We start from the raw sequence: 19,481 nt of genomic DNA, 5'->3' as shown, positions 1-19,481 counted from the left end.
CAGAAGGGACCCGGACCGGAAACCGCCCGGCGGCACGCTTTCCCGACATGACAGACGGTGCGCGCGTGGCGACGCAACCGGGGGTGCGCCCCCGGGAGGCGGCGACGCACTGCCCGTACTGCGCGTTGCAGTGCGGCATGGTGCTGCGCGACTCCGCCGCCGGCGTCGAGGTCACGCCCCGGAACTTCCCCACCAACCGGGGCGGGCTGTGCCAGAAGGGCTGGACCGCCGCCGAGCTGCTCGACCACCCGGAACGGCTGACCACGCCGCTGCTGCGCGACCGACCCGGCGGCGAGCTGCGCCCGGCGGGCTGGGACGAGGCACTCGACCGGGTCGCCACCGGGCTGCGCACGATCGCCGACCGGCACGGCCCGGACGCGGTCGCGGTCTTCGGCGGCGGCGGGCTGACCAACGAGAAGGCGTACGCGCTGGGCCGGTTCGCCCGGGTCACGCTCGGCACCCGACACATCGACTACAACGGGCGCTGGTGCATGTCGTCGGCCGCGGCGGCCGGCAACCGCGCCTTCGGCGTCGACCGCGGGCTCCCGTTCCCGCTCACCGACCTGGGCCGGGCGGACACGCTGCTGCTGGTCGGCGCGAACCCGGCCGAGACCATGCCGCCCCTCATGCGCCACGTCGCCGACCTGCGGGAGCGCGGCGGCACGCTGATCGTGGTCGACCCGCGCGCCACCGCCACCGCCCGCCAGGCCGACCTGCACCTGCAACCGCTGCCCGGCACCGACCTGGCGGTGGCGAACGCGCTGCTGCACATCGCGCTCACCGAGGGCCTCGTCGACCGCGCGTACGTGGCGGCGCGGACCACCGGCTTCGACGAGGTCCGGCGGACGGTCGCCGGCTGTTGGCCGGCGGCTGTGGAACGCCTCTCCGGGGTGCCGGTGGCCGACCTGGAATCCGCCGTCCGGGCACTGGCAGGCGTGGACCGGGCGATCGTCCTCACCGCCCGGGGCGCCGAGCAGCACGCCAAGGGCGTGGACACGGTCACCGCCTTCGTCAACCTGGCGCTCGCCCTGGGCCTGCCCGGCCGCCCCGGCTCCGGCTACGGCTGCCTGACCGGCCAGGGCAACGGGCAGGGCGGCCGGGAACACGGGCAGAAGGCCGACCAGCTCCCCGGCTACCGGCGGATCGACGACCCGGCGGCCCGGGAGCACGTGGCGAAGGTGTGGGGCGTCGACCCGGCGACGCTGCCCGGGCCGGGCGTGCCGGCCTACCAGCTGCTCGACGCGCTCGGCACCGCCTCCGGGGCGCGGGCGCTGCTGGTGTTCGGCTCGAACCCGGTGGTCTCCGCGCCGCGGGCGGCCCGGATCGAGTCCCGGCTGCGCGACCTGGACCTGCTCGTGGTCGCCGACTTCCTCCGCTCGGAGACCGCCGAGCTGGCCGACGTGGTGCTGCCGGTGGCGCAGTGGGCCGAGGAGGACGGCACGATGACCAACCTGGAGGGCCGGGTGCTGCGCCGGCGGGCGCTCCGCGAACCGCCCGCCGGTGTCCGTACCGACCTGGAGGTCCTGGCCGCGCTCGCCGCCCGTCTCACCGACGGCGAGCCGTTGCCGACCGACCCGCGCGTGGTGTTCGAGGAGCTGCGACGGGCCTCGGCCGGCGGCCCGGCCGACTACGCCGGGATCACCTGGGACCGGATCGACGCCGACACCGGGGTCTTCTGGCCCTGCCCGGACCCGGCCGGGCCGGACCGCCCCCGCCTGTTCGCCGACCGGTTCCCCACCCCGGACGGCCGGGCCCGGTTCCATCCGGTCACCCACCGCCCGGCCGCCGAACCGGTCTGCGCCGACTATCCGCTGCACCTCACCACCGGCCGGGTGCTCGCGCACTACCAGTCCGGTGCCCAGACCCGGCGGGTGGCCGCGCTGCGCAAGGCCGCTCCCGGCGGGTTCGTCGAGCTGCACCCCGACCTGGCCGCCCGACTCGGCGTGACCGAGGGGACGCCGGTGCGGGTGGTCTCCCGCCGGGGCGAGCTGTGCGCGCCGGCCCGACTCAGCACGGCGATCCGGCCGGACACCGTCTTCGCCCCGTTCCACTGGCCCGGTGCGGCCCGGGTCAACTCGGTCACCAACGACGCCGTCGACCCGATCTCCGGGATGCCGGAGTTCAAGGTCTGCGCGGTCCGGGTGGAGCGGGCATGACCGGCCGGATCGTCGTCGTCGGGTACGGCATGGCCGGCGCCCGGCTCGTCGCCGACCTGCACGCCCGGGGCGGCGACCGGCGGATCACCGTGCTCGGGGCGGAGCCGCACCGGGCGTACAACCGGATCATGCTGTCCACGCTGCTGGCCGGGAAGATCGACGAGACGGACGCGGAGCTGGTCGAGGCCGTCGGCCCGGAGGTGGACGTGCGGACCGGCACGCCGGTCGCCGCGATCGACCGGGCCACCCGCGAGGTACGCACCGGCGACGGCGACCGCCACGGGTACGACCACCTGGTGCTCGCCACCGGCAGCCGGGCCGTGGTGCCGCCGCTGCCCGGCCTCGACCCGCTGCCCGACCGGGTGGTCCCGTTCCGCACGTTGGCCGACTGCCGGCGGATCCTCGCCGCCGCCCGGGGCGCGCGCCGCGCCCTGGTGCTCGGCGGCGGGCTGCTCGGGCTGGAGGCGGCCCGCGGCCTCGCCACCCGGGGCCTCGACGTGACAGTGGTCCACCCGCTCGGGCACCTGATGGACCGGCAGCTCGATCCGGCCGCCGGCACGGTCCTCGCCGGCACGCTCGCCGGGCTGGGCGTGCGGGTTCGGCTCGGCGTGCCGGCGACCGGGGTGACCGCCGACGCCGGTGGCGTCCGACTGCACCTGGCCGACGGCGAAGCGCTCGCGGCCGACCTGCTGGTCCTCTGCTGCGGCGTCCGCCCGGACACCGCGCTCGCCGCGTCCGCCGGGCTGGCCGTCGACCGGGGCATCGTGGTGGACGACCGGATGCGGACCGGTGACCCGCGGATCTCGGCGATCGGCGACTGCGCCCAGCACGACGGGACGCTGACCGGGCTGGTCGCGCCGGCCTGGGCGCAGGCCCGGGTGGTGGCCGACGTGTTGACCACGGCCGACCCGTCGACCCGCTACCGGCCCGGGCCGGTGGTGACCCGGCTCAAGGCGGCCGGCATCGACCTGGCCGCGATGGGCGACGTGGCCGGCGCACCCGGGCCGGGCGACGTGGCCGGCGCACCCGGGCCGGGCGACGTGGCCGGCGCACCCGGGTCGGGTGACAGGACCGGCTCGGCGGTCGGGAGCGATCCGGGCGGAGTCGGGCCGGTGGAGGAGCTGACGTTCGCCGACCCGGCCCGGGGCACCTACGCCCGGCTGCGGATCCGCGACGAGCGGCTGATCGGGGCGATCCTGCTCGGCGACAACCCCGCGGTCGGCGCCGTGGTGCAGCTCTTCGACCGGGGCGCCCCGGTGCCGGCGGACCGGCGTTCGCTGCTGCTCGGCCGCGCGTTCGGCGCGGCACCGGCCGAGCCGGCCGCCTCCCCCGCGCTGATGCCGGACGCCGCCACGGTCTGCCGGTGCAACGACGTGACCAAGGGCGCGCTGGTGGCGTGCTGGCGGGCCGGCGCGCGAACCGTGGCGGCGCTGTCCGCGGCGACCCGGGCCGGCACCGGCTGCGGCGGCTGCCGGGACGCGGTGAGCGGCATCGCCGGCTGGCTCGCCCAGGCCGAACCGGGCGTCCGGCCGGACACGGAGACACCGAACGGCAACCCGGCGACCGGCATCGGTCCGGGCGTGGCGGAACGAGGCGCGGGCGCGGACCGCGCGGTGGCGGAGGTGACGCGATGAACGAGCGGGGCGGCCGGCTGGTGGTCGTCGGCAACGGCATGGTCGGGCAACGCTTCGTCGAGGCGCTGCGGGCCCGCGACCGGGACGGGCGCTGGCGGATCACGGTGCTCGCCGAGGAGCGCCGACCGGCGTACGACCGGGTGCGGCTCTCGGCGGTCTTCGACGGGGTCGACGCGGACGAGCTGAGCCTGCACACCCCGGACGACGGGGTGGAGCTGCGGCTGGGCGAGCCGGCCACCGGCATCGACCGGGCCCGGCGGGTGGTGACCACGGCGACCGGGGAGCATCCGTACGACGCGCTGGTGCTGGCCACCGGGTCGTCCGCGTTCGTGCCGCCGGTCGACGGCACCGACCTGCCGGGCGTCTTCGTCTACCGGACGCTCGGCGACCTGACCGCGATCCGGGAGCGGGCCCGGGGCCGGCGTACCGGCGCGGTGATCGGCGGCGGGCTGCTCGGCCTGGAGGCGGCGAACGCGCTGCGCCTGCTGGGGCTGGCGACCAGCGTGGTCGAGTTCGCGCCCCGGCTGATGCCGGTGCAGGTGGACGCGGCCGGTGGGGCGATGCTCCGCCGCTACGTGGCGGAACTGGGCGTCACCACGTACCTCGGGGTGGCCACCACGGCGCTGCGCCCGGGCCCGGACGGCACGGTGGCCGCGCTCGCCCTCGCGGACGGCCGCACGGTGGACGCGGAACTGGTCGTGGTGGCCGCCGGGATCCGGCCCCGGGACGAGCTGGCCCGCGCGGCCGGGCTGCCGCTGGGCCCGCGCGGCGGGGTGCTGGTGGACGCGACCTGCCGGAGCGCGGACGAGCGGATCTGGGCGGTCGGCGAGTGCGCGGCGGTGGACGGCGTCTGCCACGGGCTGGTCGCGCCCGGGTACGCGACCGCCGAGGTGGTCGCCGACCGGCTGCTCGGTGGGGCGGCCACGTTCCCCGGTGCGGACACCGCGACCAAGCTCAAGCTGCTCGGCGTCGACGTGGCCTCGTTCGGCGACGCGCACGGCGTCACCGCCGGCAGCCTGGACGTGACGTACACCGACCCGGCCACCCGCTCGTACGCGAAGCTGGTCCTCTCCGACGACGCGCGGACGCTGCTCGGCGGCGTGCTGGTCGGGGACGCGAGCGCCTACCCGACGCTGCGGGCGAGCGTCGGCGGGCCGCTGCCCGCTCCCCCGCTGGCGCTGCTCGCCCCGGCCGGCGACCCGGGCGCCGGCGCGCTGCCGGCCGCCGCCCAGGTCTGCTCCTGCAACGCGGTGACCCGGGCCGACCTGGACGCGGCGATCGCCGGCGGGGCGACCGACGTGCCGGCGTTGAAGGCGTGCACCCGGGCCGGCACGAGCTGCGGCTCCTGCGTGCCGATGCTGAAGCAACTGCTGGACGCCGCCGGGGTGCGGCAGTCCACCGCGCTCTGCGAGCACTTCGACCTCGGCCGGCAGGAGCTGTTCGACCTGGTCCGGGTGCGCGGCATTCGCACCTTCTCCCGGCTCGTCACCGAGCACGGGCGCGGGAGCGGGTGCGACATCTGCAAGCCGGTGGTGGCCTCGATCCTCGCCTCCCTCGGCACCGGCCACGTGCTCGACGGCGAGGCGGCGTCCCTCCAGGACACCAACGACCACTTCCTGGCCAACCTGCAACGCGACGGCAGCTACTCGGTGGTGCCCCGGATCCCCGGCGGGGAGATCACCCCGGAGAAGCTGATCGCGATCGGTGAGGTGGCGCGCGACTTCCGGCTCTACACGAAGATCACCGGAGGGCAGCGGATCGACCTGTTCGGTGCGCGCGTCGACCAGCTGCCGCAGATCTGGCGCCGGCTGGTGGACGCCGGCTTCGAGTCCGGTCACGCGTACGGCAAGGCGCTGCGCACGGTGAAGTCCTGCGTCGGTGACACCTGGTGCCGCTACGGGGTGCAGGACTCGGTCGGGCTGGCGATCGCGCTGGAGCTGCGCTACCGGGGCCTGCGCGCCCCGCACAAGCTGAAGTCCGCGGTCTCCGGCTGTGCCCGGGAGTGCGCCGAGGCGCGCGGCAAGGACTTCGGCGTCATCGCCACCGAGACCGGCTGGAACCTGTACGTCGGCGGCAACGGCGGCTTCCGGCCCCGGCACGCCGACCTGTTCGCCACCGACCTGTCGACGGAAGCGCTGATCACACTCATCGACCGGTTCCTGATCTACTACATCCGCACCGCCGACCGGTTGCAGCGCACCGCCGCCTGGATCGAGGCCATGGACGGTGGGCTCGACCACCTCCGGTCGGTGCTCGTGGACGACTCGCTCGGGCTCTGCGCCGACCTCGACGCGGCCATGGCCCGGCACGTCGCCGGCTACTCCGACGAGTGGCGGGACGTACTGGAGGACCCGGTGCGGCTGCGCCGCTTCACCTCCTTCGTCAACGCCCCGGACGTGCCGGACCCGTCCATCACCTTCACCGTGGAGCGGGGCCAGCCGGTGCCGGCCCGCGGCGCGCCGCCGGGCCCCGACCGTCGCCGCCAGCCCGTCGCGCTCGGCCTTCCGGAGGTACGGCGATGAGCCCGGCCACGACGCTCGACTGGACGCCGGTCTGCCCGCTGGACGCACTCGACGAGGACCGTGGCGTCGCCGCCCTGGTCGACGGCGTGCAGGTCGCCCTCTTCCGGACCGCCGCCGGGCTCTTCGCGGTGGACAACCTGGACCCGGTCGGCGACGCGTACGTGATGTCGCGGGGCCTGGTGGGCAGTCGCGGCGGCGCGCCGACGCTCGCCTCCCCCCTGCACAAGCAGGTCTACGACCTGACCACCGGGCGCTGCCTGGACCTGCCCGGGGTGGCGCTACGGCGGCACCGGGCACGCTGCCGGGACGGCCTGGTCGAGGTGCGGCTGCGGCAGGAGGAGTGAATGCGGGACGAACTGGCGGGCTTCACCATCGGGGTCACCGCGGACCGGCGGCGCGACGAACTGGCCGCGCTGTTCCAGCGCCGTGGCGCCCGGGTGGTGCTCGCCCCGGCGCTGCGGATCGTGCCGCTGGCCGACGACAGCGACCTGCGCGAGGCCACCCGGGCCTGCCTGGAGCACCCGCCGGACGTGTTGATGGCCAACACCGGCATCGGGATGCGGGGCTGGCTGGAGGCGGCCGAGGGCTGGGGGCTGGCCGACCCGCTGCACGCCATGCTCGCCCGCGCGTACGTGGTGTCGCGCGGGCCGAAGGCGACCGGGGCGATCCGCGCCGCCGGCCTGCGCGAGCACTGGTCGCCCGCCTCGGAGAGCTGCGACGAGGTGGTCGAGCACCTGGTCCGGCGCGGGGTGGCCGGTCAGGTGGTGGCGTTGCAGTTGCACGGTGACCGGCAGCCGGAGTGCACCGAGGCGCTGGTCGCGGCCGGGGCCACGGTGATCGAGGTGCCGGTCTACCGCTGGGCGCCGCCGGCCGACCCGGCGCCGCTGCACCGGCTCATCGACCTGGTCGCCGGGCGGCTGGTCGACGCGGTCACGTTCACCTCCGCGCCGGCCGCGGAGGCGCTGCTGCGGGCGGCCGGGGACCGTACCGAGACGGTGCTGGCGGCGCTGCGCGGCGACGTGCTGGCCGGGTGCGTGGGCACGGTCACCGCCGAGCCGCTGGTGCGGCGCGGGGTTCCGGTGAGCGCGCCGAGCCGGGCCCGGCTCGGCGCGCTGGTCCGGACGATCGTCGAGGAACTGCCCCGCCGTACCGTCTCGGTGAAGGCGGCCGGGCACGTGCTCACGTTGCGCGGTCACGCCGCCGTGGTGGACGGCGAGCTGCGCCAGTTGGCGCCGGCCCCGATGGCAGTGCTGCGGGCGCTGGCGGCGGCGCCGGGGAAGGTGCTCTCCCGCACCGCGCTGCTGCGGACGCTGCCGCGCGGTGCGGACGAGCACGCCGTCGAGATGGCGGTGGCCCGGCTGCGGGTGGGGCTGAAGGCGCCCCGGGTGGTGCAGACCGTGGTGAAGCGCGGCTACCGCCTGCGGGTGGACTGACGCCGGCTCAGCCCTGACGGGCCGCGCGGTCACCCCCGCCGCCGACCTGGAGGTCGACCAGGGCGAGCAGGAACGCCGACGCGTGGCCGGCCTCGTCGTGCGCGATCTCGGCGAACAGGTCCGCCGCCTCGTCCTCGCCCACCGAGGCCGCCTGCCGGGAGAAGGCCGGGTACATGGTGCCCGCCTCGTAGACCTCGCCGTCGATCGCGTCGCGGAGGTTGTCGGCGTCGCCGCGGACCAGGCCGGCGAGCGTGGCCGCCTCGGCGAAGTGCTCACCGAGTTCCTGACTGGCGGTGTTGTCCCAGAGCCGGGCCAGGCGCGGCTGGCCGCCGTCGCGGGCGTGCCGGGCGTAGAGGGTGTACTTGGCGTACGCGAACGCCTCACCGCGCACCGTCGCCTCCAGGTTGTCCCGGGTAGCGCCCGAGCAGACCGGGCGACCGGCGGTGACGGGAACCGGCGGGACCGCCTCGCCGACCGGGATGCCCACGCCGGAACCCGGGTGGGTGATCGCGTACCGGGCGAGGCGGAAGCGGGCGGCGTGCCGGGCCTCGTCGCCGGCCAGTTCCTGGAACAGTCGCGCGGCCCGCGGGCAGCGGTCCCGGCGGGCCTGCTGGGCGTAGCCCGGGTAGACCACTGTGGCCTCGTGCCACTCCCCGTTGATCGAGTCGTTCAGGTTCGCCTCTTCCGAACCGACGAAGCCGATCAGCGCGGCCTCCTCGGTGAAGTGCTCGGTCAGCTCGGTGGCACCGGTGGTCCGGAACAGGTCGGCGATCCCGTCGTGGCCGTTGCGTGCCGCCTCCGCCCCGTACGCCAGGTACTTGGCGTGCGCGAAGGCCTCCCCCTTCATGGCCGTCAGCGTGTTGGCGCGGGTCCTGGCGTCGGTCACCGCGGCCTGCGCGGGCGCCGCCGTCAGGCCCACACCGAGCAGGGCGCCGACGACCAGCGCGGTGATGCCTCTGACTGTCCGCATCGGGATCCCCTCTCACTTGCGCCCACTGTGAAAATCCGTTCACACAGCGTGACGATGTTCGGGGGAATCCTAAGTTTGCGCAGGTCAGGAGCGGAAGAACCGCGATCCGGCGGGTCGCCCTCAGCCGACGGACGCCGGGTAACCGTGCTCGGCCTGGAGCCGGAGCATGGCGTGCTCCACCACGGTCACCAGCACCTGCTTGACCGAGTCCCGCCGCCGGGCGTCACACATCACCAGCGGCACGTCCGGCGAGATGGCCAGGGCCTCCCGGATCTCCTCCAGCTCGTAGTGCGGCGCGTCGTCGAACCGGTTCAACGCCACCACGTACGGCAGCTTGCGGTTCTCGAAGTAGTCCAGCGGCGCGAAAGCGTCGGTGATCCGGCGCGTGTCCACCAGCACCGCCGCGCCCACCGCACCCCGGATGATCTCGTCCCACATGAACCAGAAACGCGTCTGGCCCGGCGTTCCGAAGAGATAGAGGATCAGGTCCTCGGCCATGGTGATCCGGCCGAAGTCCATGGCGACCGTGGTGGTCTCCTTGCCCGGCACCTTCGACGGGTCGTCGATGCCCACGCCGGCCGCGGTCATCAACGCCTCGGTGGTCAGCGGCTGGATCTCGGAGATCGCCCCGACCAGGGTGGTCTTGCCCACCCCGAAGCCACCCGCGATCACGATCTTCGCGGAGATGATCTCCCGGCCGCGGCTCGCCCCGTCGGGGTCATAGTTCGCGAAGTCCACTTAGCACCCTTCCAAGCAGGTTCATCCGCGCCGCGAACCCCGTCGCGGGAGCGGCACTGTGTAGCGTCAGCAGGCCCTCGGCCACCATGTCGGCGACCAGCACCCGGGTGACGCCCAGCGGCATCCGGGTGTAAGCGGCGATTTCCGCCAGCGACTGCGCCCGGCCTTCACAGACCGAGGAGATGCGGTACTTGTCGTGCCCGGCGAAGCGCGCCTCGGCGGACTGGGTGGCCGTGCTCGACAGCACCGCCTCGAGCGCGATGTTCTGCAACGGCTCGGTGCGGCCGCGGGTGACCGCGTACGGTCGCACCAGCGCGCCACGCGGATCACGTCGCGGTTCCATCTCGCGATCACCTCCCCTCGTACGGAGCCGGACCGGCCCCGGATCACCAGGTCAACAGCCGGTCAGGACCGGACGGCGTCCCTGGGCAGCGGCACCAGCGCCTGGCCGACCCGCTCCACCAGCAGCGCCATCTCGTAACCCACCTGGCCGACGTCGCAGCTGCGCGCCGCGAGCACGGCCATCGAGGAGCCGTCGCTGATGGACATCAGGAAGAGGTATCCGCTGTCCATCTCGATCACGGTCTGCAACACCCCGCCGGCGCTGAACATCCGCGCCGCGCCCTCGGTGAGGCTGACCACGCCGGAGGTGATCGCGGCGAGCTGGTCGGCCCGGTCACCGGGCAGGTCCCGGGAGGAGGCGAGGAGCAACCCGTCCGCGGACACCGCCACCACGTGGGCGATACCCGCCACGCTGTCGGCGAAGTTGGTGAGCAACCAACCCATGTCCTGCATGGCCGCAGGCCTGTTCATCGGTTCGTCTCCTTGGTCGAGGTGCTGTTCAGGTCGGTGCCGGCCGTACGACCCCGCTGGACGCCACGGTGGTAGGCGGAGAGCAGACCCCGTACCTCGTCCGGCGTACGGCGGCTGCGGTCCCGTCCGCTCTTCGGTTCGATCCCGCCGGGCACGAGCTGCGCCTGCGGCACCCGCTTGGGCAGGCCGGAGCGGGTGGTGCCGCCGGTGGTGGGCTCCGCGGCCTGGCTGGCCCGACTCCACCCGTCGTCGGCCGCCGTCCGCCAGGCCTCCGGGTCGATCGTCGGGGCCGCGGCGGCCTCCGGCGCGGGCGTCACCGGGCTCGCGGGTGCGGGCGCTGCCGGCGCGGGCGGCGCCGCCGCCGGCGGGGCGGTCGGAACCGCGGGTGGGCTGTACGCGGGTGGGGTGGTCAGCCCGGACGCCTGGGCGCCCGGGGTACGGGTGGGCAGCGGTGGCCGCGCGGCCGCGGCGGGTTGCGCCGGGGCGGGCGGCGGCTCGTCGAACCGGGGCCGGGTGAAGATGGTGGTCTCGTCCTCTCCGTGCGAGCGGAACCAGACCGCCTCCATCTCCCGGAATATCGGCGCCTCGGCCGGCCGGGCCGGTCGGGCCACCACCGGTGCGGCCGGGGTGGACTCGACCGCCGGTGCGGCGGCGAGCGGCTGGTAGGCCGGCGGGGCCGGCGCGGCGGCCGGTTCGGCCTCACCGCCCGGCGTCCGCTTGGGCAGCGGGTCGAGGGCGGGGTACGCGACCGTCGGCCCACCCGCCGACCAACCCGCCCCCGAGGCCGGGGCGGCGGCCGGCGCCGGGGCGGCGGCGGGCATCCCGCCGAGCTGGACGGCCGGCGTGGTGTCCCGCACCTCGGCGGGCGCCTGCCACCGCGCGGGCGGCGGCGTCGTCGTGTTGCGCCACTGGTCGGCCAGGGTGGCGGTGCCGCCCCGGCCGGCGCCGGCCAGCGCGTCGGCGGCGCCGACCTGGCTGAGCGGCGACGGCTCCACGGCCAGCGGCTGGCGCGGCCGGGTCAGCGGCGCCTGGCCCCGGTTGGCCGGCAGCACCACCGTGGAGTTCGGCAGGGTCACCTGGGCGACCGTGCCGCCCTCGACGTTGCGGCGCAGCTCCACCCGGATCCCGTAGCGGGAGGCGAGCCGGCTGACCACGGCCAGACCCATCAGCCGGAACGCGGCCACGTCGACGGTCGGCGGCGCGGCCAGGCGGCGGTTGAGCGAGTCGAGCTGGTCGTCGGTGAGGCCGAGGCCCCGGTCCTCGACCTGGATCAGCACGTAGTCCCGGATCCGCCGGCCGTCGGCCACCACCACCGTGTTCGGCGGCGAGAAGCGGCTGGCGTTGTCGAGCAGCTCCGCCACCAGCCGTACCACGTCGTTGACGGCGTGCGCGGCGACCGAGATGTCGGTGTCCACGGTGCCGAACTCGATCCGGTTGTAGAGCTCCACCTCGGACTGGGCGGCGCGCAGCACGTCGACCAGGAGCGCGTCGTCGCGGCGCGGCACGGCCGAGTCGGCGCCGGCCAGGACCAGCAGGTTCTCGTCGTTGCGGCGCATCCGGGTGGCCAGGTGGTCCAGCTCGAAGAGCTGGGCGAGACGCTTCGGATCCTCCTCGCCGCGCTCGATCGCGTCCAGCTCGCCGATCATGCGGTCGACCAGGCTCTGCGAGCGGCGGGCCAGGTTGAGGAACATCGCCGAGACGCTGGTCCGCAGCGCGGCCTGCTCGGCCGCGACGCGGACCGCCTCGCGGTGGACCACGTTGAACGCCACCGCCACCTGACCGACCTCGTCGCGGTTGGTCAGCTTGATCGGGTCCCGCACCTGCTGGACGATCTCGTCCACGCCACCGTCGCCGATGGCATTGACGTTCTGCAGCCGGCTCACCGCGTCCGGCAGGTCGTGGTTGGCCACCGAGAGCGCGCCCTCACGCAGCCGCCGCAGCGAGTCGTTGAGCGAGCGGGCGAGCACCACGGCGAGCGTCACGGCGACGGCCAGGGTGAGCAGCACGAGCAGGCTCTCCACGAAGGCCTGCCGGATCACGTCGGTACGCACCGCGTCGGCGTCGGCGAGCAGCTCGTCCAGGAGCTGGGTCTCCGCCCACCGCATCAGGTCGTCGACCGCGCCGACGGCGGCGGACGCGTCGAGCGCGGTCACCAGCGCGGGCCTGCCGACCGACCGGGACAGGTCGCCGGCGACCCGGTCGGCGAGCTGGACGGCGTCGCCGGAGACGGTGCGGTCCACCAGGGCCCGCTGCTCCGGGGTGGCGGCCCGGGAGAAGGCGAGCAGCGCCTCCTGCTGACCGGTGAGCGTGGCCACGAAGGAGGAGAACTGCTCCTCGTCGATCCTGCCGCCGGCGGTGAGCGCGGTGAAGGCGACCGCCTCCTCCTCCTGCACCTCGGCCTTGGCGTGGGCGAACGCGGCAACCGCCCGGCGGGCGTCGGCGAGACTCTCCGCACCGGGCTGCTGAGCCAGCGTGTCGCCGTACGCGACCAGGTCGTCGAGGACGATGCCGTAGCGCAGGCTCGCCTCGGCCACCGGCATCTGCGCGCGGTCGAGCACCTCCTGGCGGGTGCCGTTCAGCGTCTCCAGGTGGTCGTCGATCACCTTGAGCCGGTCCCGGACCGAGGTCGACACGTCGCCGAGCGTGCCGCGTTCCTCCTTGTAGGCCGCGATCCGCTCGTCGGTCCGGCGCACCCGCAGGTTGTAGGCGTCGGGCGTCACCGCCGGGTTGGCCAGGAAGATGGCCGCCGCCATCCGCTCCTTGTGCAGGTCCTGGGCGAGGGCCGAGACGTCGACCGATACCGCGGTCAGCGCGCGGACCTGGTCTGCCTCGTACGCACCCTGGCCCACCGAAATGAGTCGGATAGTTGCCAGTGCAATGACAGCGGCCACCGGGACGACCAGGATGAGGGCGAGCTTGGAGCGGATCCGCGCGTCACGCAGCCGGGGCAGGAGCCGCCGGCGGTTCCGCTGATCGGCGTGGGGGCTCCCGGGCAGGGTCGTAGGTCCGGTGCTCACGACATCGCCTCCGTCGTTTCTTCCACGCGTGACCCGCTGACCCGTGCCTGGTGCAGCGGCCAGCGCCACGCGCGGCACGGCCGCGATTTCATCAGACGAGATCCTTTTTGGGAAGCCGCGGTGAGGTAGGAAACGGTCGGTGTCGACGCAAGCCGCGATCCGGTCACCTAATACCTTCTTTTCTCCGACGCCCTGAACTGGGGATGTCACTCCAGAGTGGCCGCGCGCATCTGGGCAGTAATTGTCAGTTAACGTTTCGTGTCCCCAACATGTGGGATGAGCGTCCCGAAACGGCATCCTGCCGCCGCGCTTGACCACGGGGCCCGGCATTGGCAAGGTTTTGCAGGCTTCGCGCACACCGTACGGCACACCAATCCCGTTCCTCCACTGAGGACGGACAAGCGGCGGTGGTCGGGCGCCGGCCCGCGCCGCACCCTGGAGGACTGAGTTGAGCCCCATCCGCTCCGCGCGCATCGCGGCGCTCGCATCGGCCGTGCTGGCCACCACGCTCACCGGCTGCGGGATCGGCGGGGAACCGCAGGACACCAGCCCGATCGTGATCGCCGCCGACCTCGAACTCTCCGGCGCTTCCGCGCCCATCGGCAAGGTCTACCAACGGGCCCTGGAACTGAAGGTCGACCAGATGAACACCTCCGGCGCGCTCGGCGGCCGGAAGATCGAACTGAAGGTCAAGGACAACCGCTCCGACGCGGCCGAGTCGTTGCGCAACATCAATGATTTCAGCGCCGACTCGAAGGTGGGCGCCGTCATCATGGGCGGCTGCAACGAATGCGCCGTCGGCGCGGCCCGCACCATCAACGACAAGCGCATTCCGACCATCGCACTCGCCTCCGCCGGCGCGGTCACCGAACCGGTCGACCAGCGCCGCTACGTCTTCAAGCTGGCCCCGAACGCGGTCGACAGCGCGGCGGCGCTCACCACCGAACTCACCCGCCGCGACATCCGCAAGGTGGCGGTGCTGCACAGCGCCGACGGGTACGGCCAGGAAGGGCTCGCCGCGCTGCGCCGCGAGTTCGACAAGACCTCGCTGCGGCTGGTCGCCGACGAGTCCGTCCGCATCACCGACACCGAGGTGAGCGCGCAGATCGGCGACCTGGTCAAGAAGAAGCCGCAGGCGCTGATCCTGTGGACGCCGCCGGAGCAGGCGACGCTGGCCGCCACGACGGCGCGGCAGCAGAAGTTCGGCGGGGCGCTCTTCTTCGACGCCTCCGCCGCCGGTGACCTGTTCCTCGGCCCGTCGGCCCGCTCCACCGAGGAGGCCACGCTGATCTTCACCCAGACCATGGTGATCGACGACGTGATCGCCACCACCCCGGCCAAGGCCGCCCGGCGGCAGTGGTTCCAGGACTACACCGCCCGGTGGGGCGGCTACAACGGCTTCTCCTCGTTCGCGGCGGACGCCGTCCAACTGATCGCCGACGCCGAGCAGCGCGCCGGCGGCGAGCCGGGCGAGGTCGACCGGGACGCCCTGCGCGAGGTCCTGGAGACGTCGCAGCTCGACGGCCTCTCCGGGCCGATCCGGATGACGCCGGACAACCATTCGGGGTTGATGCCGCAGGCTCTGACGACGCTTGTCGCTCGGGGTGGTCGCTGGCGTCTCGCCGGGTAGTCACCGCGGGGGTGTGGGCCCCGGCACAACCGGCTCCGGGCGGTCAAACTTGACCACTCCGCCGGTTGCGCCGGGGCCCACACCGTCGTGGTCGGCCGCCGTCCGGCCGCCACTGCTTCGATCTTGGATGCGACCCGGTCGACCTGATGTTCTCGGTCAGCGGGCGGAGGTGGTGGCTCGGACCCAGGGGAGGGCGAAGCGCTCGATCGCGCTCAGCGCCGCGTAGAGCACGATGCTCATCAGCGCCACCAGCACGATGGCCGCCCAGGCGGTCGCCGTGTCGCCGACGCCGTTGTACTGCAGGATCTGGTAGCCCAGGCCGGGCCGGTCCGAATAGAACTCGCCGATCACCGCGCCGATCGCGGCCAGCGGCATGGCCACCTTGAGGCCGACGAAGATCTGCGGCAGCGCGGCCGGCAGGCGCACCTTGCGGAACGACTGCCACCAGGAGGCGTTGAGCGACCGCCCCAGCTCCGCCAGGTCCGCCGGGGTGGTGGTCAACCCGGTGGCGGTGGACAGCACGATCGGGAAGAAGCAGAGCAGGAAGACCATGGTCAGGATGGGCTTCTGACCGAAGCCCACGGCCACCACGAGCAGCGGACCGAAGGCGATCTTCGGGACCGCGTTCACCGCCACCAGCAGCGGCGCGAACATCCGCTCCACCCGGCCGGAGGCGGCCAACGCCATCCCGATCAGCACGCCGACGACCGCCGAGAGCAGGAAGCCGGAGAGGGTCATCCAGGTGGTGATCCCCAGCGCGGGCAGCAGCACGTCGGTGGTGTCGGCCAGCGAGCGGGCCACCGCCTGCGGCGGCGGCAACGCGACCGGGTGCACCAGGTGCAGCCCCGACGTGACCAGCCACCAGGCGGCCACCGCGATGACCAGGCCGAGCACCGGCAACCCGACCGCGGCCGGGGACACGGCCCGGCGACGTCGGGCGGCCGCCGGGGGCGGTTCCGCCGGCGCTCCCGGCCGGGCCTCGGTCAACTGCGTCAACGTGTCCTCCTTCTCCGGCCGGTCGCGACGACCGGCACGCGAAGGGGGTACGACCCACCGGGTGTCCGGCGGGTCGCACCCCCGTGGCCCGAGCCGACCGGTCAGGCCTTCGGCGCCAGGTTGAAGTCGATGATCTGGTCGGGGGTGAGGTTCTGCTTGAGCGCACCCGCGCCCTGCAGCAGCGCGATGCTCTTGGCGACCCGGCCGCTGTCCAGCGTGCCGATGGCGGTGCCGGAGTTGCTCGACCGGACGTACGCGGCCATCAGCTGGAGCTCGGCGGCGGACGCGGCCGGGTTCGCGGCCGGCACGTTCTTCTTCAGGATCTCGCCGGCCTCGTCCGGGTGCTCCAGCGAGTACTCCAGGCCCTTGAGCAGCGCGGCGGTGAACTTCTTCACCATCTCCGGCTTCTCCTTGGCGATCTTGCTGGAGGTGATCAGCGCGTTGCCGTAGAGGTCCTGCATCACGTTGCTGTAGGGCAGCACGACCGGCTTCTTCTTGGTCACCACCTCGACGGTGGGCTGGCCGACGACGAACTGGCCGATGCCGTCCACCGCGCCCGAGCCGAGCATGCCGATCAGGCCCTGGGCCTCACCGTTGACCCAGGTCACCTTGCTGTTGTCGATGCCGGCCAGCCGGGCGTACGTGGGGAAGAGGTTGCGCACGACGGAGGTCGGGGTGTCGGCGAGCTTCTTGCCCTCGAGGTCCTTCGGGGTGGCGATGTTCTTGCCCTCGACCGTGACGATGGCGGCCATGGTGCGCTGCTGGATCGCGGCCACCGCGACGAAGTCCTTGGCCTGGCCGTTGCCGAGCTGCAGGATGCCGCCGGTCAGGTCGATCGGGCCGAAGTCGGCCTGGCCACCGGTGATGGTCTGGATCACGGAACCGGTGCCCTGGCCGGGCTTGATGTCGACGTCGAAGCCGGCCTCCTTGAAGAAGCCCTTGTCCTTCGCCACCCAGGCGTAGGAGTCACGGCCGAAGTTGCCGAACGAGGTGAGGTAGGTCACCTTCTCCAGCGCCGCTCCGTTGCCGCCGCTGCCGCCCTCGGACTTGTCCGAGTCACTGCTGCAGCCGCCCACGAGGGCGAGGGCGGTCGCCAGCGCCGCGGCGGCGACCGTACGGGTCAACCTTCTCATCAGTGCACCATGTCCTTTCCGACCAGGAGATCTTCGCCGGTCGGGTCGTGGGTCCGACGGGGTCGGCAGGAGGGGTCGGCCGACTGGACCGTCGCGAGGGGACTCTTCGCGCGCAACAGCGTACGAGAAGGCTGATGACGCGCCGCAACCGTCCGGGTTGCGGAAAGGAAACGAAGTGGGGTGACGGAAAGCGGACTGACGTCCACCCCGGACGGTGCTATAAGCACGAGCCCGCTACGCTAGCCCGGCTCGCGTTCGCGACGATGTGGGAAGGGAGCCGGCGGGAGATGATCCGACTGTCCGGGGTGTCCCGCACCTTCGACGGCCGCTCGGGGCGGGTGGAGGCGCTGCGCGGCATCGACCTCGACGTCGCCGAGGGCGAGTTCGTCGCCGTCCTCGGTCGATCCGGCTGCGGCAAGTCGACGCTGTTGCGCATGATCGCCGGTCTGCTGCCGGTCACCGCCGGCGAGATCACCGTCGCCGGCACGCCGATCACGAAGCCGCGCCAGGACGTCGCCATGCTGTTCCAGCGCCCGGCGCTGCTGCCCTGGCGTTCGGTGCTCGACAACGTCCTGCTCCCGGTGGAGATCTTCGGCTGGAGCCGGGCCAAGCACCGCGGCCGCGCCCGCGAGCTGCTGGAGATGGCCGGGCTGGGCGGCTTCGAGAAGCGCCTCCCGCACGAGCTGTCCGGCGGCATGCAGCAGCGGGTCTCGCTGTGCCGCTCGCTGATCGGCTCGCCCCGGGTGATGCTCATGGACGAGCCGTTCTCCGCGCTCGACGCGCTCACCCGCGAGGAACTCTCCGGCGAGCTGCAGCGGGTGCACATGGACACGAAGGCGACCATCGTCTTCGTCACCCACTCGATCGACGAGGCGGTGCTGCTGGCCGACCGGGTCGTCGTGCTCAGCCCGCGTCCCGGCCGGATCCGCGAGGTGGTCGAGGTGGCCGTCCCCCGGCCCCGCACCCTGGGCCGGCACGCGCACCTGGCCGACGTCGCCCGGATCAGCGCCGAGCTGCACGAACTGCTGATGGAGCGGGACGCCCCCGACGTACCCACGCCGGCCGGCCCGGCGCGACCGCCGGCCGCACCGGCCGAGACGCCGCCGCGGGCCGCGGCGGCGGGAGGACGGTGAGCATGCGGGTCTCGGTCTTCACCGAACCCCATCGCGGCGCGGACTACGACGACCAGCTCCGGTTCGCCCGGCTGGTCGAGGACGCCGGCTTCGAGGGCTTCTTCCGCGCCGACCACTACCGGTCGATGGGGGACGAGCCGGCGCTGCCGGGGCCCACCGACGCCTGGCTGACGCTCGCCGCGCTGGCCCGGGAGACGTCCCGCATCCGGCTCGGCACACTTGTCACCTCTGCCACCTTCCGGCTCCCCGGGCCGCTGGCCGTCATGGTCGCCCAGGTCGACCGGATGAGCGGCGGCCGGGTGGAGCTGGGCATCGGCGCCGGCTGGTTCGAGCGCGAGCACACCGCGTACGGCATCCCGTTCCCGCCGGTCAGTGAGCGCTTCGACCGGCTGGCCGAGCAACTGGAGATCGTCACCGGGCTGTGGCGCACCCCGGTCGGGGAGACGTACAGCTACAGCGGCGAGCACTACCGGCTGGTCGACGCGCCCGCGCTGCCCAAGCCGGTGCAGCGGCCCGGCCCTCCGGTGATCGTCGGCGGCAAGGGCCCGAAGCGCACCCCCGAGCTGGCCGCCCGGTACGCCGACGAGTTCAACATGCCGTTCAAGAACGTCGCCGAGACGGCCGCCGCGTACGAGCGGGTCCGCGAGGCGTGCGACCGCACCGGACGCGACACGTCCGGGCGCGCGCCGCTGACGCTCTCCGCCGGCATCGTGGTGGCGATCGGACGCACCGACGCCGAGGCGCAGCGGCGGGCGGCGCCGCTGCACGTCACCAGCGCGCTCCCGCCGGAGGACCCGGTGGTCGGCTCCCCGGCCCAACTCGTCGACCGGCTCGGCGAGTTCGCCGCGGTCGGGACGACCCGGGTGCACCTGCGACTGATCGACTTCGACGACCTCGACCACGTGGAGCTCATCGCCGCCGAGGTGCTCCCCCAACTGGACGGAACGCGATGAGCGAACTCTCCACCGACCTCGAACTCGGCCCGGTGGGCCAGGAGATCGTCTTCGAGAACGACCGGGTCCGCGTCTGGCACATCCGGCTGGAGCCGGGCGAGCGGCAGCCGCTGCACCGGCACGACCACCCGTACCTGGTGGTGGCGGTCCAGGGCGCGAAGAACGTGGTGCAGACGATCGACGGCGTCACGATCGACGCCGACGAGCCCACCGGCGGGGTGGTCTACCGCGACCCGGGCGCGGTGCACATGCTGACCAACGTCGGCGACACCACCTACCTCGCCCGACTGGTCGAGTTGAAGTAGCCACGTCGGCGCGGTTCGCCGCGCCGCGCGGTGGCAAGGTGGCGAACC

Annotated in this window: 16 protein-coding genes; 9 read left to right on the top strand and 7 right to left on the bottom strand. The window is 73.9% G+C overall.

Annotation, left to right across the window (positions count from 1 at the left end; genetic code table 11):
- The first annotated feature begins 47 nt into the window (after nucleotides 1-47).
- The 5 genes from O7598_RS03240 to O7598_RS03220 are packed head-to-tail and all read left to right on the top strand — an operon-like array spanning nucleotide 48 to nucleotide 7,745.
- Nucleotides 48-2,156 carry a molybdopterin oxidoreductase family protein gene (locus O7598_RS03240; RefSeq protein ID WP_269689940.1) on the top strand — a complete coding sequence of 703 codons (2,109 nt, stop codon included), beginning with the start codon at nucleotides 48-50 and terminating at the stop codon, nucleotides 2,154-2,156.
- Nucleotides 2,153-3,790 carry an FAD-dependent oxidoreductase gene (locus tag O7598_RS03235; RefSeq protein WP_269689939.1) on the top strand — a complete coding sequence of 546 codons (1,638 nt, stop codon included), beginning with the start codon at nucleotides 2,153-2,155 and terminating at the stop codon, nucleotides 3,788-3,790. Before O7598_RS03240 ends, O7598_RS03235 begins: the two co-directional genes overlap by 4 nt.
- A complete protein-coding gene (gene nirB / locus O7598_RS03230) occupies nucleotides 3,787-6,312 on the top strand; it encodes a nitrite reductase large subunit NirB (RefSeq protein WP_269689938.1) in 2,526 nt (841 codons plus the stop codon). Before O7598_RS03235 ends, nirB begins: the two co-directional genes overlap by 4 nt.
- Entirely contained in the window at nucleotides 6,309-6,656 is a 348-nt protein-coding gene (gene nirD, locus O7598_RS03225) for a nitrite reductase small subunit NirD (RefSeq protein ID WP_269689937.1), read from the top strand. The genes nirB and nirD overlap by 4 nt, the downstream gene beginning before the upstream one ends.
- On the top strand, nucleotides 6,657-7,745 hold the full coding sequence (locus O7598_RS03220; RefSeq protein ID WP_269689936.1) for a uroporphyrinogen-III synthase: 1,089 nt from the start codon (nucleotides 6,657-6,659) through the stop codon (nucleotides 7,743-7,745).
- A gap of 7 nt (nucleotides 7,746-7,752) precedes the next feature.
- Here the strand turns inward: O7598_RS03220 and O7598_RS03215 are convergent, their stop codons facing one another.
- The 5 genes from O7598_RS03215 to O7598_RS03195 all read right to left on the bottom strand — a co-directional run bounded on the left by O7598_RS03215 (nucleotide 7,753) and on the right by O7598_RS03195 (nucleotide 13,283).
- Nucleotides 7,753-8,715: a ferritin family protein gene (locus O7598_RS03215; RefSeq protein ID WP_269689935.1), complete on the bottom strand. Its 963-nt coding sequence runs from the start codon at nucleotides 8,713-8,715 to the stop codon at nucleotides 7,753-7,755.
- A gap of 120 nt (nucleotides 8,716-8,835) precedes the next feature.
- The gene (locus O7598_RS03210) at nucleotides 8,836-9,453 is read right to left on the bottom strand and encodes a GTP-binding protein (RefSeq protein WP_091065903.1); all 618 of its coding nucleotides are present in this window, start codon (nucleotides 9,451-9,453) and stop codon (nucleotides 8,836-8,838) included.
- Nucleotides 9,434-9,796 carry a DUF742 domain-containing protein gene (locus O7598_RS03205; protein ID WP_091065900.1) on the bottom strand — a complete coding sequence of 121 codons (363 nt, stop codon included), beginning with the start codon at nucleotides 9,794-9,796 and terminating at the stop codon, nucleotides 9,434-9,436. The genes O7598_RS03210 and O7598_RS03205 overlap by 20 nt, the downstream gene beginning before the upstream one ends.
- A gap of 62 nt (nucleotides 9,797-9,858) precedes the next feature.
- Nucleotides 9,859-10,266 (bottom strand): roadblock/LC7 domain-containing protein, encoded by a 408-nt coding sequence (locus O7598_RS03200; RefSeq protein WP_013288588.1) that lies wholly within the window; start codon nucleotides 10,264-10,266, stop codon nucleotides 9,859-9,861.
- Complete coding sequence (locus tag O7598_RS03195) at nucleotides 10,263-13,283, bottom strand: sensor histidine kinase (protein ID WP_269689934.1); 3,021 nt, start codon at nucleotides 13,281-13,283, stop codon at nucleotides 10,263-10,265. Before O7598_RS03195 ends, O7598_RS03200 begins: the two co-directional genes overlap by 4 nt.
- Nucleotides 13,284-13,731: 448 nt before the next feature.
- Between O7598_RS03195 and O7598_RS03190 the strand changes: the two genes are divergently transcribed.
- On the top strand, nucleotides 13,732-14,913 hold the full coding sequence (locus O7598_RS03190; protein ID WP_269689933.1) for an ABC transporter substrate-binding protein: 1,182 nt from the start codon (nucleotides 13,732-13,734) through the stop codon (nucleotides 14,911-14,913).
- Between the two features lie 156 nt (nucleotides 14,914-15,069).
- On the opposite strand, the gene O7598_RS03185 is transcribed toward O7598_RS03190, so the two are convergent.
- Together O7598_RS03185 and O7598_RS03180 are read right to left on the bottom strand one after the other, a co-directional pair.
- The gene (locus O7598_RS03185) at nucleotides 15,070-15,900 is read right to left on the bottom strand and encodes an ABC transporter permease (protein ID WP_269694717.1); all 831 of its coding nucleotides are present in this window, start codon (nucleotides 15,898-15,900) and stop codon (nucleotides 15,070-15,072) included.
- Nucleotides 15,901-16,010: 110 nt separating this feature from the next.
- Complete coding sequence (locus O7598_RS03180) at nucleotides 16,011-17,042, bottom strand: ABC transporter substrate-binding protein (RefSeq protein WP_269689932.1); 1,032 nt, start codon at nucleotides 17,040-17,042, stop codon at nucleotides 16,011-16,013.
- 287 nt (nucleotides 17,043-17,329) lie between these two features.
- On the opposite strand from O7598_RS03180, the gene O7598_RS03175 reads away from it, so the two are divergent.
- Genes O7598_RS03175 through O7598_RS03165 form a run of 3 tightly spaced genes read left to right on the top strand, consistent with a single transcriptional unit; the run spans nucleotide 17,330 to nucleotide 19,433 of the window.
- A complete protein-coding gene (locus tag O7598_RS03175; protein ID WP_269689931.1) occupies nucleotides 17,330-18,175 on the top strand; it encodes an ABC transporter ATP-binding protein in 846 nt (281 codons plus the stop codon).
- Nucleotides 18,176-18,177: 2 nt separating this feature from the next.
- On the top strand, nucleotides 18,178-19,128 hold the full coding sequence (locus O7598_RS03170; protein WP_269689930.1) for an LLM class F420-dependent oxidoreductase: 951 nt from the start codon (nucleotides 18,178-18,180) through the stop codon (nucleotides 19,126-19,128).
- The gene (locus O7598_RS03165) at nucleotides 19,125-19,433 is read left to right on the top strand and encodes a cupin (RefSeq protein ID WP_269689929.1); all 309 of its coding nucleotides are present in this window, start codon (nucleotides 19,125-19,127) and stop codon (nucleotides 19,431-19,433) included. Before O7598_RS03170 ends, O7598_RS03165 begins: the two co-directional genes overlap by 4 nt.
- Nucleotides 19,434-19,481 lie beyond the last annotated feature (48 nt).

It is taken from the genome of Micromonospora sp. WMMC241, from assembly GCF_027460165.1.
GTDB lineage: Bacteria > Actinomycetota > Actinomycetes > Mycobacteriales > Micromonosporaceae > Micromonospora > Micromonospora humi.
The sequence above is the reverse complement of the archived record's forward strand: the minus strand, read 5'-3'. Positions and strand labels throughout refer to the sequence as shown.

Coding starts and splice junctions, on each gene's coding strand:
- O7598_RS03240 (WP_269689940.1), top strand. CDS start 48: ATGACAGACGGTGCGCGCGTGGCGACGCAACCGGGGGTGCGCCCCCGG.
- O7598_RS03180 (WP_269689932.1), bottom strand. CDS start 17,042: ATGAGAAGGTTGACCCGTACGGTCGCCGCCGCGGCGCTGGCGACCGCC.
- nirB (WP_269689938.1), top strand. CDS start 3,787: ATGAACGAGCGGGGCGGCCGGCTGGTGGTCGTCGGCAACGGCATGGTC.
- O7598_RS03200 (WP_013288588.1), bottom strand. CDS start 10,266: ATGAACAGGCCTGCGGCCATGCAGGACATGGGTTGGTTGCTCACCAAC.
- O7598_RS03220 (WP_269689936.1), top strand. CDS start 6,657: ATGCGGGACGAACTGGCGGGCTTCACCATCGGGGTCACCGCGGACCGG.
- O7598_RS03175 (WP_269689931.1), top strand. CDS start 17,330: ATGATCCGACTGTCCGGGGTGTCCCGCACCTTCGACGGCCGCTCGGGG.
- O7598_RS03165 (WP_269689929.1), top strand. CDS start 19,125: ATGAGCGAACTCTCCACCGACCTCGAACTCGGCCCGGTGGGCCAGGAG.
- O7598_RS03235 (WP_269689939.1), top strand. CDS start 2,153: ATGACCGGCCGGATCGTCGTCGTCGGGTACGGCATGGCCGGCGCCCGG.
- O7598_RS03215 (WP_269689935.1), bottom strand. CDS start 8,715: ATGCGGACAGTCAGAGGCATCACCGCGCTGGTCGTCGGCGCCCTGCTC.
- nirD (WP_269689937.1), top strand. CDS start 6,309: ATGAGCCCGGCCACGACGCTCGACTGGACGCCGGTCTGCCCGCTGGAC.
- O7598_RS03170 (WP_269689930.1), top strand. CDS start 18,178: ATGCGGGTCTCGGTCTTCACCGAACCCCATCGCGGCGCGGACTACGAC.
- O7598_RS03205 (WP_091065900.1), bottom strand. CDS start 9,796: ATGGAACCGCGACGTGATCCGCGTGGCGCGCTGGTGCGACCGTACGCG.